This is a genomic window from Yinghuangia aomiensis (assembly GCF_039542225.1).
In the GTDB taxonomy this organism is placed as follows: Bacteria; Actinomycetota; Actinomycetes; order Streptomycetales; family Streptomycetaceae; genus Yinghuangia; species Yinghuangia aomiensis.
Genome location: NZ_BAABHS010000001.1, coordinates 112,642 through 130,406, shown reverse-complemented (window position 1 = coordinate 130,406; position 17,765 = coordinate 112,642). Strand labels below are relative to the sequence as shown.

Here is a 17,765-nt window from a genome sequence, read left to right as displayed (position 1 = left end):
TCGATCACTGCATGCGACAAGTTGGTCACACGACGTCGCCGCGTCGGAGGGGTCGGCCACCCCGTCCGGCACTCGATCAGCACCACCGAACTCCAGGTCCGCACAAGGCGCTCCGCGCGAGCCGCCGCCGGCCCGGAACCATCACGGAGGACTCTCATGAAGCGCACTCTCGGCACCCTCGCCGCCGCCCCCGTCGCCGCCGCCGTGCTGCTCCTCGGCGCCGGCGCCGCGTTCGCGGACAACGGTGCGGATGCCAACAACGGGTCCACCTCCACCTCGACGACGACGTCGACATCCACCACGTCGAACTCGGGCAGCGGCAACGTGAACGGCGGCGTGGACGGCAACTACAACGCCACGCAGCAGAGCGCCACAGGCTCGGGCGCCAACAACCAGAACAACACCGCGGGCGTGAAGGACAACGGCGGCGTCGTGGTCATCCAGCAGGGCAACACCAGCCACGGCCTGGCCAACCAGGGCGCCTGGGGCGGCTTCTTCCCGTTCTGGTCCTGACGGAACGACCGACGGTCCGCGACTGCTTCGGCGGTCGCGGGCTGTTGTGTTGTCGGGAGCGGTGGGTCGTCCGGGCCGGGCACCGGTGGCGTCGGGCAGCGACCCGCGCCCCGAGCCGCGGGACACGAGCGCACGAAGAACACGGGGTGCCGCGGCCTTACTGCCGGGCGTGGCACCGCGGCGCGCGGTGTTGCGGCCTCGTGGGTGGGCGCAAGCCGTCGGCCGATCCCTGGGCTCCCCGTCGCCCCGATTCCTCCTCCGCCCCGGCGCCGACTCGCTGTGAGCCTCGCCCGGCCGGGTGGCTCTCTTCGCCGCGCGAGCCGACGTTGGCGCCCGGCGGTGTTCCGCCGCGAGCGCTGCGCGAGGGGGCCCGGCCGCGTCGTGTGTGGTGTGGTGCTGCGGACCCCGGTCGGGCGAGCCTGCCTCGGCGCCCCTGGCGGCTCGCGTCGTTCGTGGTCCTCCCCCGCTCGGCCGGTGGTGTCCTCGTGCGCCGTGATGCGAGCCCCTCGTGCGCCGACGGGCACGTTCGGGTGTCCACCGCCCGCTTCCTGATGCCCCGTCAGCGGGCCGTGCCTCCCCCGGACGGGCGTGGCGCCTTTGGTGCGGGGCGGGAGCGGGAACACCCCTCTGCAAGTGGTGGTGTGCGGGCGGGAGGCCGACGGATGGGGCGTAAGCGGGAGGTTGCGGTCGGGAGGTTCGGGCGGTTTCGGGGGAACGCGCCCGCGCCGGAGGCGGTGCCCGGCGGGCGGAGCGTGGACGGGACCGGGCCGCCGGGCGGGGTGGTGGCCGCCGTGGGGGTGGCGAACGGGGCCGCGGTGTCGGCCTCGTACGTGAACGGGCGGGCGGATCCGCCGTGGCCCGGGCGGCGGGTGCCGCTCGGCGCGCGGTGGGACGGGACGGGCACGAACTTCGCCGTCTGGGCCGGCGGTGCGGAGGCCGTCGAGCTGTGCCTGTTCGAGGACGGGCCGGACGGCAGCCTGCGGGAGACCCGGCTGCCGCTGCGCGACCGGACGTTCCAGGTGTGGCACGGCTACGTCCCCGGCATCGGCCCCGGCAGCCGCTACGGCTTCCGCGTGCACGGCCCGTGGGACCCCGCGCGCGGGGCCCGCTGGAATCCGCAGAAGCTGCTGCTCGACCCGTACGCCCGGGCGATCGACGGCTCGTTCGTCCTCCACGACGCGGTCTACGGCGGCGGGCCGGACGGCCCCGACCCGCGCGACTCGGCGCCGTTCGTCCCCAAGTCGGTCGTGGTGCAGGACGACGCCGACTGGTCGCACGACCGCCGTCCGAAGACCCCGTGGGCCGAGACCGTCATCTACGAGCTGCACGTGAAGGGGTTCACCGCCCGCCATCCCGGCATCCCCGACCACCTGCGCGGCACCTATGCCGGGCTGGCGCACCCGGCCGCGCTGGACCACCTCGTCCGGCTCGGCGTGACCGCCGTCGAGCTGCTGCCGGTCCACCACTTCGTCGACGAGGAACATCTGCTGCGCAAGGCGGGCGGCAACTACTGGGGCTACAACTCCATCGGCTACTTCGCCCCGCACGCCGGCTACGCCGCCTCGGGCGGGCGCGGCGGCCAAGTGCACGAGTTCCGCGGCATGGTGCACGCCCTGCACGACGCCGGGATCGAAGTGATCCTCGACGTCGTCTACAACCACACCGCCGAGGGCGGCCCCGACGGCCCGATGCTGTGCTTCCGCGGCATCGACAACGGCGGCTACTACCGGCTGCGCGACGGAGGCCGGAACTACACCGACTACACCGGCTGCGGGAACACGCTCAACGTCGTGCAGCCGCACGTGCTCCAGCTCATCACCGACTCGCTGCGCTACTGGGTCACCGAAATGGGCGTGGACGGCTTCCGGTTCGACCTCGCCGCCGCCCTCGCCCGCTCGATGCACGACGTCGACCGGTTGTCGTCGTTTCTGACGGTGATCGGCCAGGACCCGGTGCTGTCGCGCGTCAAACTGATCGCGGAGCCGTGGGACGTCGGCGAGGGCGGCTACCAGGTCGGCGCGTTTCCCCCGCTGTGGACGGAGTGGAACGACCGCTACCGCGACACCGTGCGCGACTTCTGGCGCGGCGCCCGCCCGGACGTGCGCGAGCTGGCCTACCGGCTCTCCGGCTCGTCCGACCTGTACCAGCAGGACGGCCGCCACCCCTACGCGTCGGTCAACTACGTCACCGCCCACGACGGCTTCACGCTGCGCGACCTCGTCTCCTACGAAGGCAAGCACAACGAGGCCAACGGCGAGGACAACCGCGACGGCACCGACGACAACCGGGCGTGGAACTGCGGCTACGAAGGCGAGACCGCCGACCCCGCGGTCGGCCTGCTGCGCCGCCGCCAGCTGCGCAACATGATGACCACGCTGCTGCTGTCGACCGGCGTGCCCATGCTGGTCGCGGGCGACGAAATGGGGCGCACGCAGCGCGGCAACAACAACGCGTACTGCCAGGACAACGAGCTGAGCTGGCTGGACTGGTCGGCGTTGGACGATCCGCACTGGCGGCCGCTGCTCGACCTGACCGCGCGGCTCGTCCGGCTCCGCCGCAGCCATCCGGTGCTGTGCCGCCGCGCGTTCTACTCCGGGCGGCCGTCGTTCCCGGACGGGCTGCGCGACCTCGCGTGGTTCACCCCGGCAGGCCGGGAGATGACCGACCGGGACTGGTTCTCGCCCGGGGCGACGCTCGGCATGTACGTGTCCGGCCTGGACATCGAGCAGCGCGGGCCGCGCGGCGAGCGGATCGTGGACGACAGCTTCCTGCTGATCCTGCACGCGTCCTCGCAGCCGATGCCGTTCGTGCTGCCGGGCGAGCCGTGGGCGCACTCCTACGAAATGGTCCTGGACACCGCGCTGGACACCGATCCGATGGCGCGCTTCAACGAGCCGGTCCCGGGCGGATCGGCGCTGACCGTGGCAGGCCGCTCCGCGGTGCTGCTGCGGGTGGAGCACGCCGTCTGGGCACCCACCTGAGCCGACCGTCTCCCGGTCCCGGGCCGCACCCGCATGCGGTGGCGTACGCCACCGTAGGGGCTGTGCGGCACCCGTATCCGGGGGATGTCACCCTGGTAGGGCGCGGGCCCGGATCCGCGCCCCGTCGCCACCGCACGGACCGCCGCACGAACGGAGCCCGCCGCCGATGACCGCGCCCACGCCGATCCTGACCACCGCACCGAATTTCCGCGATGCGGGCGGCCACGCGACCGCCGACGGGCGCAAGGTGCGCACCGGGGTCGTCTACCGGTCGGACGGCCTTGCCGCGCTGGACGGCCCGGACACCGAAACGTTCGTGCGCCTGGGCATCGGCCTGGTCTGCGACCTGCGGTCGGACCAGGAGCGCGACAACGAGCCGGACCGGCTGCCGGCGGGTGTCGACCTGCTGATCGCGGACGTCATGGGGCAGGGCAACAACGAGCTGTTCGGCGACGTCTTCGCGGACCCGCAGCGGGCCGGCGAGACGCTGGGCGGTCAGGCCGGGATCGACCTGATGAGCGAGGTGTACCGGCGGTTCGTGACCACCGGGCTCGCCCGCGAGGCGTACCGCAAGGTCTTCACGCGGATGGCGGAGGCCGAGCGGGCGTCGGTGTTCCACTGCTCGCAGGGCAAGGACCGCACCGGCTGGACGTCGGCGGTGCTGCTGACGCTGCTCGGCGTGCCGCGCGAGACGATCCTCGAGGACTACCTGGCCAGCGCGGCGCACCTCACCGAGAAGAACAGCCGCATCCTCTCGGTGATCGCCGAGCGCGGGTTCGACCCGGAGCACCTGCGGCCGATGTTCTCGGTGCGCGAGGAGTACCTGAACACCGCCTTCGGCGAGGTCGAGACGCACTACGGCACCGTCGAGGACTACGTCCGCGACGGCATGGGCGTGCCGCAGGCGAGCATCGACGCGCTGCGGGCCCGGCTCCTGGAGGGCTGACCCGGCGCAGGCCCGGCCACCGGTATCCCGGCCGCCGGCGTACCGTCGGCCCGCTCCGCTCCGGGCCGGGCCACGTGCCGGGCCGCGTGCCGGGCCGCGGACCGGCGGGTCACCACATCGCATGCTGCACCACCAGTGCGCGATGGGCGGTGCGCCCGCCCGCGGCGGTTTCCGCGCGGGCCCGGCGCAGGGTGCCGCGCAGCAGGGCGACGACTCGCCGCGGTTCGTCGCGGATCTCGCGCGGCAGGACCGGCAGGACGAGCAGCCCGGCAGCTTCCAGGCGGGCCCGGCGGGCCGCGGTCCGCGCTTGGTCCCGGGGCGAGCCGTGGTACGCCACCGAGTCGACTTCGGCGGCCACCCCCTCGTCGGGCCACAGTGCGTCCGGGCGGCCCAGGAAGGCGCCGTCGCGGGCGGACACGTGCGGGTTCCACAACGGTTCGGGGAGTTCCGACCGGGTGACCGCGCGCCGCAGATCGGCCTCGGGCACCGAGCGCAGGCCCACCCGGGCTTCGGCGAGAAGCGGCGCCAGCCGGGTCCGCTCCCGGGCGGGCAGGCGCTCGCATTCGGCGGCGATCGCGGCCGGGTCGCACAGCCGCGTCCGGACGCTGCCGAGGACCACCGAGCGGGCGTCCTGCTCGCGCGGGAGCCGTCGGCAGGCGTCGACGACCGCCCGGGCGTAGGGCGCGGTCGGCGGGAGCCGGAGCGGCAGGGGCGCGGGCGGCCGCCGGGTCCGTTCGTACCGCACCCCCGGTATCCGACGGCCGTCGAAGCCGCGCGCCACGAGGATGTGCAGCTTCGGATCGAACGGCACGAGGCCCGCGTCGGCGAACTCCAGCGCGGTGAGCCCGGTGACCGCCGCCTCGTGCTCGGCGTCGCGCACCGCATCCGCGGCAAGCCGCCGCCGAAGGGCGAGAAGTTGCCGCAGCACGGCCGCGGGTGGTGACGAAGTCCTCATGCCGCGAGGGTAGTTCGGGTGTCCGAGCGGACACGAAAGGCTTTCTCGGACGAGTGAACGGCGAGGGCTTCCGACTCGCACACGCGCCCGAACCGACGGCCGCGCCGACAAGCGTCGCCGCAGGTAGGACGGCGGTCGGCGACGCCCGCGGCCTCCACCGCACACCTGGCCCGCATCGAACATCCGATCGGGCAACGCCGCTCGGCACCCGGGTCACGCCTGCCGCGTCGGGAGCACCACGAGCTGGCGGAGGTTCATGTGGCGGGGGCGGGAGGTCGCGTACGCGATGAGGTCGGCCACGTCCGTGGCGGCGAGCGGGCCGAGGGCGTCGTACATCCCGTCGAGTTCGCCGCTGAGCGCAGCGTTGTCGATGTGCGTGCCGAGTTCGGTGTCGGTGAGGCCCGGCTCGATGTTGGTGACCCGGACGTCGCGCGGACCCAGTTCGGTGCGCAGGCTCGCGGAGAGGTGGCTCAGGGCGGCCTTGGTGGCGCCGTACACCGCGTAGTTCGGGAACGTGACGTGCGCGCCGATGGACGAGATGTCCACCAGGTCCGCCGCACCGCCGTCGGCCGCGGCGGCGAGCAGGTCGCCGGTGAAGGCGCGGATGACGCGCAGAGCGCCGGTGACGTTCGTGTCGATCATGCGCGCCCACTCGTCGATGCGGCCGTCCTCGATCGGGTTCGGCAGCATGACGCCCGCGTTGTTGACCAGCAGGTCCACACGGCCGAGTTCGGTGCGGACCCGCGCGGCGGCGGCGTCGACCGACGCCTGGTCGGTGACGTCGACCGCGACGGCGACGGCTCGTCCGCCCGCTTCGACGATCTCGTCGGCGAGTGCCTTCAGCCGGTCTTCGCGGCGCGCCAGCAGCGCGACGGCCGCACCGTTGGCGGCCAGCAGCCGCGCGGTCGCGGCACCCATGCCGCTGGCGGCGCCGGTGACGACGGCGGTACGGCCGGCGAGGGCGGGGTAGGTGTTCGTCATGGAGTTCGCTCCTGGAGGTGGGCCCGCGTCCGAAGGGGCGGGGCGTTGCTTCCGGCTTGTGGTCTCCACTTTCGGGCGTCCGCCGCGGGCCACCCAGGGCTGCGGTTTTCCTGGGTCTGCGGTTACCACCTTCGCTCCCTGCGCCGCGGCGGCGGACCGGGGGGCTCGTAGAGTCGAGGGCATGAGCACCGACACCGCGTACGACGAGCTGGGCGACTTCCTGCGGACCCGCCGCGGTCGGCTGCGGCCCGAAGACGTGGGCCTGCCGGACTACGGACGGCGCCGCCGGGTGCCCGGCCTGCGGCGCGAAGAGGTGGCCCAGCTCGCCGGGGTCAGCGTCGACTACTACATCCGGCTCGAACAGGGCCGCGGCCAGAACGCCTCGGACGCGGTCCTCGACGCCGTCGCGCGCGTCCTGCGCCTCGACGCCACCGAACAGGACCACCTGCGCACCCTCGCCCGCCCCGCCCGCAGCATCCCGGCGGGAAGCAGCCCCGAGACACCGCAGTCGGTGCGGCCGGCGGTGCAGCACATGCTGGACCTCCTGGACGCGCCCGCGTTCGTCCTCGGCCGCTGCATGGACGTGCTCGCCTGGAACGCACCGGGCGACGCGCTGTACGGCTTCGCGACGCGCACCCCGGAGCTGCGCAACCAGGCCCGGCACGCGTTCCTGGCACGGGGCGACGGACTGTACGCGGACTGGGAGGACGTGGCTGCTGAGACGGTCGCCTACCTGCGGCTCGACGCGGCCCGGCATCCGGGCGACCGCCGGATCGCCGCGTTCATCCGCGAACTCTCGGACGGGAGCCCGGCCTTCCGGAAGCTGTGGGCGGCGCACGAGGTACGGGAGAAGACCTTCGGCACCAAGCGGATCCGGCACGACGCGGTCGGCGAACTGAACCTGAGCTACGAGACGTTGGCGCTGCCCGGCGACGTCGACCAGCTCGTCGTGGCGTTCCAGGCCGTGCCGGGATCGGTGGACGCGGACAAGCTCGCGTCCCTGCCGTCGGGAGTGTCGTCGAGCGCGTGGGCAACGGTGGCCGTAACGGGGTAGTCACGCTCCGACGGGGCATGGCACCCTCGAACAGGCGCACGGCCGCGACCCACTTCCCGCGGATCCTCGCGCAGCGAACAGAAACACCGGTTGGCTACACTCGGTACCGACCACACCAGTTGGCGCTTCCGCGGGGGAGGCAGCACCACATGGATCTTTTCGCATCCATCGGCAGAAGTGCCGAGAAATTTGCGATGGACATCGAGCACATGACCACCTTCGAGAACGAAATCAAGAAGGTGATCGATGCGCTGAAGCAAGGCCCGATGGGGGCGGAGAAACCGACGGGCGAGCCGCTCAAAGCCGGGACACTCGGCACCGGATTCGACGAAGTCACCCGAGTCGAGAGCAGTTTGGGTCGGGTCCACGCCGAACTCGACCGCCTCGCCCGAGTCGTGCACGGCCAGATCGAGGCTATGCGCCTCACCGTCAAGATGGCGACCGACAAGACCCAGGAGGCCGACGAGGCCAACCGCGCCCAACTCTCCAGAATTCTGGGCGAGATCCAGCGCTACTCGGTCCCGCCCGGCCTTACCCCGGCCAGGCCCGCCGTGTCCTCGGCCGCGCCTGACTCGACCCGCGGCCTCGGGTGACGCCCATGGCCACCGACTTCAGCCGGTTCACGCACCAGCAGCTCATCGACATGGTCGCCCACGTCAATCACGAGGACGCCGCGTGGGCCGCCCTGCGACTTGCCTTCGTCGGCGAGCAGCTCAAGCAGGCCGCGACGACCCTCAACCTCAAGTTGGCCGACTCCAGGCAGGGGTGGACCGGCGCGACTGCGGATTCCTTCCACACGTGGGCCGATGCCGTCACCGAGTCGACCCACCAGCTGTCGCAATACTCCACGGAAATGGGCAAACAGCTCGGCCATGTGGCCAGCGCCGCCGGCACCGCCGGTTCCATGCCACAGCTCCCAACGACGGAAATGGCCACCGTCGAAACCGTCAAGGCCATGGCCGCGCCCACCGAGTTGGACGCCATCGGCGGAGTCAACGCCGCGACTTACGTGGAGCTACAGCGCCAAGAGGCCATCACCACCATGAACAACATCGCCAAGGGCTACAACGATGCGGCGATGGTGATGGACGGCAGTGTGCCGCCGGAGTATCCGCCTCCGGCCAATATCTACAACGTAGCCAGCTACGAGAACAGCGATTTGGACGGCCCTGGGGGCGGCAGCAACAGAGCGTCCGGAACCGGCTCAGATGCCGCCAAACGCGGAGCAGCAGGGGGCAGTGCGGAGGGAACATCGCGCGGGGGCACCGGCGTTTCCGGTCGCGTGCAGCCCACGAACGTGGTTGCCGCAGACAGCGGTGGCGCTGCACCCGCCACATTGCCGCCGACCGGCGTCGAACTGACCGGAAACGGGACGCTGCACGCAGACCAGCCCAGCCCTCTGACGACCGTGGGCTCTCCGCCTTCCGGGCCTGGCGATCTCGGCAAGTACGGCTCGCCAATCGGTGTCCCGCCAATGGGCGGAAGCCCTCTGCAACTCCCCTCGGCCGGTAAGCCCGGCGCGCTGGGCGAAGCGGGCAATCCCGGCTCCCCGGTACTCGGTAGGCCAGGTGTGTCCGGCGGCAAAGCGGTCAACAACCCGCGCGAAGTAGCCCCGTCGGCGAGTCCGCGCGGAGTCCCCGGCAACACCCTGCGCGCCGGTCCCATCGAAGGCGGCACCCCCATGCGCGGGCCAGGACTGTCACCGGGCGAATCTCCACAGGGAGTCGGCCGTGGTGGCATGCCGGTCAGCGGCGGTACAGCCGGGCCCAGCAGCGGCAGCGGCCGCACCGGAACGCCTCGTTCGTCCGTGCGCACCCCGGGCGGCACCGTAGGCGGGGAGCCAACGGGGGGCGTCGGCGGACGCTCGTTCTCACGCGGCGGTTCGGGTATTCGTGTCACCCCGCCGGAGGGTGCCCATCCGGGTGAGGCGTCGCCGACCGGACGTGCCATGCCAAACAGTTCCGCAAGTCCGACCCGCCAGGACCGCCGTCGGCGGCAGCGGGCCGAGTACCTCGAAGAAGACGAATCCACCTGGACCGCTCACGGGCAGCCAGTTCCGCCAGTCGTCGACTGACACCCTGACAAGATCGAGGCGGGTGCTCGCGCACCCGCCTCGTCCGTTACCGAGAGGACAGTCGATTCATGGCCGCCCGATTCCTGCGACGCATGTGTGCTGTAGGGGCTGCCCTGACGGCCGTTTGTGCGAGCGTGCTCGCGGTTCCTCAGCCCGCCTTCGCGGATTCCGTGCGAGCCAAGCAGTGGTACCTGGATGCATGGAAGATCGACGAAGTCTGGAAGATCTCCCGAGGCGACGGAATCACCGTGGCCGTGGTGGATACCGGAGTCGATGCCACGCACCCGGACTTGGTCGGCCAAATTGCGGGAGCCCCGCTGGGTGACGGTGATGACAACGGGCATGGCACTGGCATCACCTCGATGATTGTCGGCTCGGGCGTCAACGGCGGCGGGCAAGGAGTCTGGGGGGTGGCACCAGAAGCGAAAGTGCTTGCGTTCAGGGTTCCGGACACGCCCAAGAGCGGGATCTTCGATCCGGACAAACTCGCCGATACCATCCGCGCGGCGGCCGACTCCCAGGCGCGGATCATCAACATCTCCAGCGGCGGAGCAGTCAACGAGCCGGAGAAAGCCGAGGCCGTGCAGTACGCCCTCAGCCGCGGCAAGTTGGTCGTTGCCAGTGCCGGCAACGGGACCGACAACGGCCGTGCCCCGATCTACCCGGCCGGAGACCCCGGCGTACTGGGCGTGGGTGCCGTGGACCAGAACGGCGGAACTTGGTCGAACAGCAACCAGGGATTCTGGGTCTCGATCGCAGCGCCTGGCACGCAGATCCCGGCCGCGTGCACCGGACCGACGCGGTACTGCATGACCGACGGCACTTCCGGTTCGGCAGCCCTCACCTCCGGAGTGGCCGCCCTGGTCTGGTCCGCTCACCCCGACTGGACCGCCAACCAGGTCATCAATCGGCTCATCACCAGCGCGCACAAAGGCAAGGGAGAGGTCGTCCCGAACGACGAAATCGGGTTCGGGATCGTGAATCCTCGGAATGCACTGCAGTCGACCGATCCGCCGGGCCCCGCCGATGTGAATCCGCTGATCAACGTCCGCGGCCTCAAGCCAACCCCCCCGCCGCCGTCCACACCACCACCGTCGACGCAACCCGCACCGGCCGCAGGCGACAGTGCGTCAACTCCTCCGCTCTCGCCCGCACCTGCCGTGGACTCCGCCGGCGACAAGGGAGGCTCCGACAGCAACCTCCTTCCGCTCGCGGCAATCGGTGGCGGAGTAGTGGTGCTGATCGCCGTGGCCGCGCTCTACTTCCGTTCCCGGCGCGGTCGTGGTGCGCCGCCTCCGCCCCCGATGCCTCCGGCCCCGCCGCAGGCCTCTTGGTAGCCACGGCGACCGCGACGAACACCGATTCATGAGAGCCCGCGGCATCCCGCGCTCCCACCCCGTCCGCGTAACGGCTCGCGCACGAAGGGGACCGGCGACGTCCGTTCGTCGACCGGTTTTGTGCGGGCCGGGGGCGGACTTCGGTTGTCCCCAGGCTGAGGGGCAACCCCCTGACCCCCCGGCGATACCTGCGATACCGTCCGTCATCGGAGCGGGCAGGCCGGGTGTGGCGTGCCGGTGAGCGGGCGGGGTCCGGCGGGGCGGAGGAGCGGCCCCGGGGGCGTCGACGCCGAGGGAAGGGCGGGCGAATGATCCACGCACTGCGGCCGGGCGATCCGCACGAGGTCGGCGGATACCGGGTGGTCGCGCGCCTCGGTGCGGGCGGCATGGGCGAGGTGTTCCTCGGCCGGTCGCCGAGCGGCCGGCTGGTCGCGATCAAGCTCGTGCGTGCCGAGTTGTCGGTGGATCCGGATTTTCGGGCCCGGTTCCGGCGCGAGGTGGACGCGTCGCGGCGGGTCAGCGCCTTCCACACCGCGGCGGTGGTCGCGGCGGACGCGGATGCCACGCCGGCCTGGATGGTCACCGAGTACATCCCGGGCCCGTCGCTGGAGGAAGCCGTGCGCGGGCACGGGCCGTTCCCCGGCCATGCGCTGCGCGTGCTCGGCGCGGGCCTCGCCGAGGCGCTCGAGGCGATCCACGCGTGCGACCTGATCCACCGCGACCTGAAGCCGTCGAACATCCTGCTCGCCGAAGACGGCCCGCGGGTCATCGACTTCGGGATCGCCCGCGCCCTCGAGGGCGCGACGATGACGCGGACCGGGTTCATGGTCGGATCGGTCGGCTTCTTGTCGCCCGAGCAGTTGCAGGCGGAGCGCATCACCCCGGCGGCGGACGTGTTCGCGCTGGGCGCGGTGCTGTGTGCGGCAGCGGGGATCGCGCCGTTCGGCGAGGGTTCCGCGCAGGCGATGCTGTACCGGGTCGTGCACCAGGAGCCGAATCTGGGCGGGCTGCCGGACGAGCTGCATGCCGTGGTGACCGCGTGTCTGGCCAAGGACCCGGAGGATCGTCCGCAGCCGATGGATCTCGTCCACATGCTGTCGACGGGTCCGGCGGGCCAGTGGCTGCCGCTCGGCGTGCTCGCGTCGATCCGCGAGCGCCGGGACCACGCCGGGCTGTTGGCCCGACAGGCGATGGCGTCGGGCGGCAACGCGGCGGGGCAGTCGCGGCCGGGAGTGGCGCCGGGTGCCGGGGCGGCGGGCGGTGCCGCGGCCGGCGGCGGTGCGCTCGCGGGCGGACCGGCAGGCGCAGCAGCAGGCGCAGCGGGCGCAGCTGCCGCGGCCTCGTCCGGAACGCCGTCGTCAGCCGCCGGATCCGCACCGGCCGCGTCGTCGCGCGGGAACGCCGACGGGCCCCGAGCCCCGGACAGTGCCGTCCCGCCGACCTCCGGCCCCGGTGTCGCACCCGCCTCGCTCTACGGTCCCCCGCCCGGCGCGTCCTCCGTCCCCCGCCCGGACCCGAACCCGTGGGCGCCCCACGGAGGTCTGACCGGTCCCACGTCGAGCACCCCCGGCAGCGCCGCGCCCACGCCCGGATACCCGCCGCAGCAAAGCCCGTTCGATGCCGCGGAAGCCCCGGGCACCCCGAACACGCCGCAGGCCGCCCCGGTCCAACCCCCGATGCCACCGCCGCCCGCCCCCGGGCAACCGGCTCCGCAAACCCCCTGGCAAGCCCAGCACGCTCAGCAACCGCCCCACCCCGCAGGCGGCTACGGCCCCCCGCCCACCCCGGCATCATCCGGCTTCGAAGGCTGGCCTCCGCCGAGCGGCCCCGCCGCGGCGGGCTCCCCCGGCGTCCCGGACCGCCCCGGCCCGCCTGTGCCCGCGCCCGCACCCGGTCCGGTCGGCCCTCCCGGATCCGGCCAGGGCGCGCCGGGAACACCAGGCGCACCGGCACCGGGCATGCCCGGCTTCCCCCCTGGCCAAGGCCAAAGCCCCAGCCCCGCCCCGGGCTCCCCCGCCGGCGGCCCGAACCTCGCGCAGCCGGCCAACCCCGGCTCCGCCACCCCGCCCGGCAGTCCCGGCAGTCCCGGCAGTGCGCACGCGAGTCCCCCAGGTCCCGGGGCCCTCTCCGCCTACCCGCCCCCGGTCCCGCACCCCAACTCCTCCGCCAACCCGGCCTACCCGCAGCCCGGTGCCCCCGGCGCCGCGTGGCCGGCCCCCGCGCCCACCCCGCCGATCCCCCGCACCACCCCACCCCCACCCCCGACCGCCCCACCCGTCGTCGGCATGCCCACCCCTCCGCCGCCGTCGCCGCAATCCGCCGGGCCGAACCCGGGCCCCGGCCTGCCCCCGCCCGGCGCCCCCGCGTACATCCCGCAGGGCCCCGGCCCGAGTCCGCACGCCCACCCGCACGCACAGGCTCAGCCCCACCCGCACCCGCAACCCCCGGCCTGGCAGCAGGGCTACGCCCCGTCGCCCGCGCCGGACAGTCCCGGGCGGCTCGACCGGCTCCCCGGCGGACGCAAGGTCTGGCTTCCGGTGGCCGTCGTCACCGCGCTGGCCGTGCTGGCCGGGGCCGGGGTCGCCATCGCCGCCGCGTTCAGCGGCAACGGCGGCGGGAAGGGCACGGGCAACACCGGTGCGAGCAGCGGGCCCCTCGTCCCGGTCGTGCCGCCGACCACACCGGGCACGCCCGCGCCCAAGCGCGGCGGCAGCATCGTCGTGGCCGTGTCGGCCGACTCGATCTCGCTCGACCCGGCGACCGCGGAACTCGCCGCGTACGCCGACGGGCAGCGGATGTCCGCCCTGTACGACCCGCTGGTGGTCTTCACCCAGGCGAGCGGCACCGTCACCCCCCAGCTGGCCAAGTCGCTCACCACCACGGACGGCGCCCTGTGGACGCTGGAGCTGCGTCCGAACGTCACGTTCAGCGACGGGACGCCGCTCGACGCCGCCGCGGTGAAGTTCAACTGGGAGCGGCTCGCCGACCCGACCCTGCTGTCCCCGCACGCCCAGACGCTCAAGGGCGTCACGCTGACGGTCGTCGACCCGACGCATCTGACGATCCAGCTGGCCGCGCCCGACCGGGCGTTCGACCACGTGGTCGCCGACGAGCTGGCCTACGTCGGCTCGCCCACGGCGATGAAAGCGGACTCGAAGGGCTTCGGGAAGAAGCCGGTCGGCGCCGGCCCGTACGTGCTCAAGAGCTGGGATACGACGAGCCAGGTGTTCGCGCGCAATCCCACCTACTGGCAGGGCGCCGACAAGGCCTACCTGGACGGGATCACCTTCAAGGTGCTGACCCCCGAGGTCGCCACGGCGGCGCTCAATGCCGGCCAGGCCGACGTCGCCTTCACGAGTTCCGGACGCGACACGTCGAGGGCCCAGGCCGTCGGCCTCGACCTGATTCCGGTGGTCGGTCCGGGCGCCGTCATGATGGCGTTCAACGACGCCACCGCCCCGTTCGACGACGTGCGGGCGCGCAAGGCGGTCATCGCGGCGCTCGACGCCGACCAAGTGGGGAAGGCGCTGCAGGCGCAGACCACCGACAGCGTCGTCCCGGACGCCTCCCCGCTGGCCTCGTCCGCGCCGCGGCAGGGCAAGCAGGACCACGCCAAGGCGCAGGCGCTGTTCGACGAACTCGCCGCGGCCGGCAAGCCGTTGTCGTTCACGCTGTCCGGCTCGCAGAGCCAGCTGGCGGCCTTCCAGGTGATTCAGAACCAGCTGGCGGCCTACCAGAACGTGACGTTCAAGTACGAGGTCCTGGACAGCTCGGCCTGGGTCGAGAAGTACAGCAAGCGCACCTTCCAGGCCCTGTGGGGCTGGGAAGGCGGCACGGATCTCGACATCTGGCTGCGCGGCGTCACGCAGAGCGGCGCCCCCGCGAACTACCTGGGGTACAAGGACGCCGACGTGGACGCCGGCTGGACGCTGCTCCGCAACGCGTCCACGCCCGCTGACCGTCAGGCGGCGTACATGCGTATCTTCAAGGCGCTCGACGCGGCGCCGCCGTGGTGGATCATGGGGCAGCTGTCCGTGACCGCCGTGCAGAAGAAGGGTGCGCTGAACGGGTTGGACGGCGCCTACGCGGACGGGATTGTGCGGTGGGAGCTGGTGTCCAAGAGCTAAACTCGCGTCTCGTTTCCGGGCACCCGTCCAAGTGGTCTCCGGGTTGTCCTTTGGGGGGCATTGCGCGTGACCGAGCAGGATGAGCAGCGGGACAGCTGGCGTGTCCGCTTGCTGGACTACGGCATAGGAATACTGATCGCCCTGATCCTGACGCCGATCATCGGCTTCGGCGTGCTGCTCGCCGTCTCGGGGACGTTCCGCGACTGGGTCCTGCACTGACCCGCGGCAACGTGTGAGAGCCCGCGCCCGGCCGGGTCCGGGCGGCGTCCGGGCGCCGTCTCCGTGTACCGCGTACGGAACTCCGCCGTCCGCATGACGGACGAGAAATCCCGGTCCGCCCTCTGGTAGGACCGGCAATCGGGACGATACGTTTCGGCGCAGTCCCGCGCACCATGCCCTTTCTCCCGTCACCCCGGGGAGCTACGCGCATAGGTGCGCCCGTTTTGCCCTGGAAAGGACCTGTATGACGCAGCGTCACCTCGGCAAGGCCCTGACCGCCGCCATCGCGGGCTTCGCCCTCGTGGGCTTGGCCGTGACTCCGGCGGCGGCCCACCCGCACCAGGACGACAAGCTGGGCGACAAGCTCGCCCGCAAAGTCACCGCGGACAACGTCATGAAGCATCTCAAGGCGCTGCAGAAGATCGCCGACAAGAACGGCGGCACGCGCGCGGCCAGCACCCCCGGCCACGAGGCTTCGGTGGACTACGTCGCGGACAAGCTGGAGGACGCCGGGTACGACGTCCGCATCCAGGAGTTCCCGTTCACCTTCGTCGACGCGATCGCCGAGTCCCTCAAGGTGGTCTCGCCGTCCCCGTCCGACGTGCCGGTCTTCGTCATGAGCTACTCGCCGTCGACACCCGTCGGCGGAGTCACCGCACAGCTCGCCCTCGCCCCGGTCGACGCGGACGGGACGAACGGCTGCGACGCGGCCGATTACCCGGCGGGCGCGGTGACCGGGAAGATCGTCCTGGTCAAGCGCGGCGGCTGCACGTTCGCCCAGAAGGACACGGTCGCGGCCGCCGCGGGTGCGGTCGCCACGATCATCTACAACAACGTGCCGGGCGAGATCCACGGCACACTGAGCGACCCGAACGTGGGCGGCGTCCCGACCGGCGGCATCTCGCAGGCGGACGGCGAAGCCCTCGCCGCGCAGGCCGCCGCGGGTCCGGTGACCCTCACCGTGGACCTGCGCGAGTTCCGCGAGGACCGGGTCACCCGCAACGTCGTCGCCGAGTCCAAGTGGGGCGATGCCGACAACGTGGTCATGGCCGGCGCGCACCTCGACTCGGTCACCAAGGGCCCGGGCATCAACGACAACGGCTCGGGCAGCGCCGCGCTGCTGGAGACCGCGATCCAGCTCGCCAAGTACGAGGACCACCCGGCGAACAAGGTCCGCTTCGCATGGTGGTCGGCCGAGGAGTTCGGCCTGCTCGGGTCGGAGTACTACGTGAACTCGCTGGCCCCGGCGGACCAGCGCAAGCTCGCGCTGTACCTGAACTTCGACATGATCGCGTCGCCCAACTTCGCCGAGTTCGTGTACGACGGCGACGGGTCCGGCAGCGGCGCCGACCCCGGCCCGGCCGGTTCGGCGGAGATCGAGGCGTTCATCAACGGCTACCTGGGCCGCGTGGGATCCGCGTACGGGCCCACCGACTTCGACGGCCGCTCCGACTACGGGCCGTTCATCGCGGTCGGCATCCCGGCGGGCGGCACGTTCACCGGCGCCGAGAAGATCAAGACCGCCGACGAGGCGGCCAAGTTCGGCGGCCAGGCCGGTGCCGCATACGACGCCTGCTACCACCAGGCGTGCGACAAGATCACCAACATCAACAAGCGGGCGCTCGACCTCAACTCCGACGTGATCGCCTATGCCATGGGGGTGTTCGCGAACAACACCCACATGATCAACGGCGACAACGACGGCAACCCGGGCCTCCCGCCGACGCTGCGCGCGACGGCCGCGAACCAGCAGGTCCCCGGTGCGCTGCGGACCGGTGATGTCGCGGCCTGACGCCCACCACCGCACCATCACCGCATAAGCGCCGCACACGCACCACTCCGGCACCGGCGCCCCGCCGTACTCCCCTGGGTACGGCGGGGCGCTTGCATATGCGGCACCGATACCGCGGACGACAGGCCACCGGGTGTGGCGTCCGCCACCGGCCGGAATCCGGCGTTCCCGGGCAACTCCCCTGCCGCTCGCGCAGATCGGTCAGTAGAGTACGGCGCGGAAAACCCGCCCGGCGGATACCGCACGATCCCGGCGGCTTTCGGACGGACCGACCTCAAAAACTGCATCGATCTGGCGACATGAGTCGGGGGACTTGTCATGGCCGATCAACCACCCGGGCAGAACCAGCCGAATCCGGGCGCCACCGGCACCGCACCCGGCTCCACACCGGGCACGTCCGTCGGCACACCGCAGCCGGGCCTGCCGAATCCGCAGGCCGGACGGAATCCGGATCCGCAGAACCCGGCGTACCTGCCGGGCATCGATCCGGCGCGCGCCGTCGACTACACGGTCGACCCGGCGCTGCTCATGCCCGCGGCGTCGCGCGCCGACGCGGACGGCGACGCCCTCCAAGGGCTCAGCCGCGGCCTGGCGCTGGGCATGCCCGCGGGGCTGCCGGGATTCCAGACCGGATGGCAGGCAGGCATGCTCGCCGACGCGTGGGCGCACCAGCTCGACGTGCTCGCCCAGGCGGCCCACGCGTGCGCCACGAAGATCCGGGCCACGACCGAGGCGTATTTCCGCGCGGAGTCGGCCAACACCTCGACGCTGCGTTAGGCCGCGCCC

13 protein-coding genes are annotated in these 17,765 nt (G+C 72.3%); 11 read left to right on the top strand and 2 right to left on the bottom strand.

The annotated features are described in order from the left end of the window. Positions 1-156: 156 nt before the first annotated feature. The 3 genes from ABEA93_RS00515 to ABEA93_RS00505 all read left to right on the top strand — a co-directional run bounded on the left by ABEA93_RS00515 (position 157) and on the right by ABEA93_RS00505 (position 4,440). Positions 157-513, top strand: coding sequence for a hypothetical protein (locus ABEA93_RS00515; protein ID WP_345673185.1), 357 nt, complete (start codon positions 157-159; stop codon positions 511-513). A 662-nt stretch (positions 514-1,175) separates the two neighbouring features. Further along, positions 1,176-3,494 (top strand): glycogen debranching protein GlgX, encoded by a 2,319-nt coding sequence (glgX, locus tag ABEA93_RS00510; protein WP_425584757.1) that lies wholly within the window; start codon positions 1,176-1,178, stop codon positions 3,492-3,494. Between the two features lie 166 nt (positions 3,495-3,660). Next, positions 3,661-4,440: a tyrosine-protein phosphatase gene (locus ABEA93_RS00505; RefSeq protein ID WP_345673183.1), complete on the top strand. Its 780-nt coding sequence runs from the start codon at positions 3,661-3,663 to the stop codon at positions 4,438-4,440. A 109-nt stretch (positions 4,441-4,549) separates the two neighbouring features. Here the strand turns inward: ABEA93_RS00505 and ABEA93_RS00500 are convergent, their stop codons facing one another. Both ABEA93_RS00500 and ABEA93_RS00495 read right to left on the bottom strand, forming a co-directional pair. Then, on the bottom strand, positions 4,550-5,395 hold the full coding sequence (locus tag ABEA93_RS00500) for a hypothetical protein (protein WP_345673182.1): 846 nt from the start codon (positions 5,393-5,395) through the stop codon (positions 4,550-4,552). Positions 5,396-5,608: 213 nt separating this feature from the next. After that, positions 5,609-6,376: an SDR family oxidoreductase gene (locus ABEA93_RS00495; protein ID WP_345673181.1), complete on the bottom strand. Its 768-nt coding sequence runs from the start codon at positions 6,374-6,376 to the stop codon at positions 5,609-5,611. A 181-nt stretch (positions 6,377-6,557) separates the two neighbouring features. On the opposite strand from ABEA93_RS00495, the gene ABEA93_RS00490 reads away from it, so the two are divergent. The 8 genes from ABEA93_RS00490 (at position 6,558) to ABEA93_RS00455 (ending at position 17,756) form a co-directional block, all read left to right on the top strand. Next, complete coding sequence (locus tag ABEA93_RS00490) at positions 6,558-7,430, top strand: helix-turn-helix transcriptional regulator (protein ID WP_345673180.1); 873 nt, start codon at positions 6,558-6,560, stop codon at positions 7,428-7,430. A 149-nt stretch (positions 7,431-7,579) separates the two neighbouring features. After that, complete coding sequence (locus ABEA93_RS00485) at positions 7,580-8,023, top strand: hypothetical protein (RefSeq protein ID WP_345673179.1); 444 nt, start codon at positions 7,580-7,582, stop codon at positions 8,021-8,023. A gap of 5 nt (positions 8,024-8,028) precedes the next feature. After that, positions 8,029-9,504: a hypothetical protein gene (locus ABEA93_RS00480; RefSeq protein ID WP_345673178.1), complete on the top strand. Its 1,476-nt coding sequence runs from the start codon at positions 8,029-8,031 to the stop codon at positions 9,502-9,504. A gap of 68 nt (positions 9,505-9,572) precedes the next feature. After that, complete coding sequence (locus ABEA93_RS00475; RefSeq protein ID WP_345673177.1) at positions 9,573-10,841, top strand: S8 family serine peptidase; 1,269 nt, start codon at positions 9,573-9,575, stop codon at positions 10,839-10,841. A 308-nt stretch (positions 10,842-11,149) separates the two neighbouring features. Further along, entirely contained in the window at positions 11,150-14,968 is a 3,819-nt protein-coding gene (locus ABEA93_RS00470; protein ID WP_345673176.1) for an ABC transporter substrate-binding protein, read from the top strand. Between the two features lie 66 nt (positions 14,969-15,034). Beyond that, a complete protein-coding gene (locus tag ABEA93_RS00465) occupies positions 15,035-15,187 on the top strand; it encodes a hypothetical protein (RefSeq protein WP_345673175.1) in 153 nt (50 codons plus the stop codon). Between the two features lie 244 nt (positions 15,188-15,431). After that, entirely contained in the window at positions 15,432-16,979 is a 1,548-nt protein-coding gene (locus tag ABEA93_RS00460; RefSeq protein ID WP_345673174.1) for a M28 family metallopeptidase, read from the top strand. Positions 16,980-17,297: 318 nt separating this feature from the next. Then, positions 17,298-17,756: a hypothetical protein gene (locus ABEA93_RS00455; protein WP_345673173.1), complete on the top strand. Its 459-nt coding sequence runs from the start codon at positions 17,298-17,300 to the stop codon at positions 17,754-17,756. Positions 17,757-17,765: the final 9 nt, after the last annotated feature.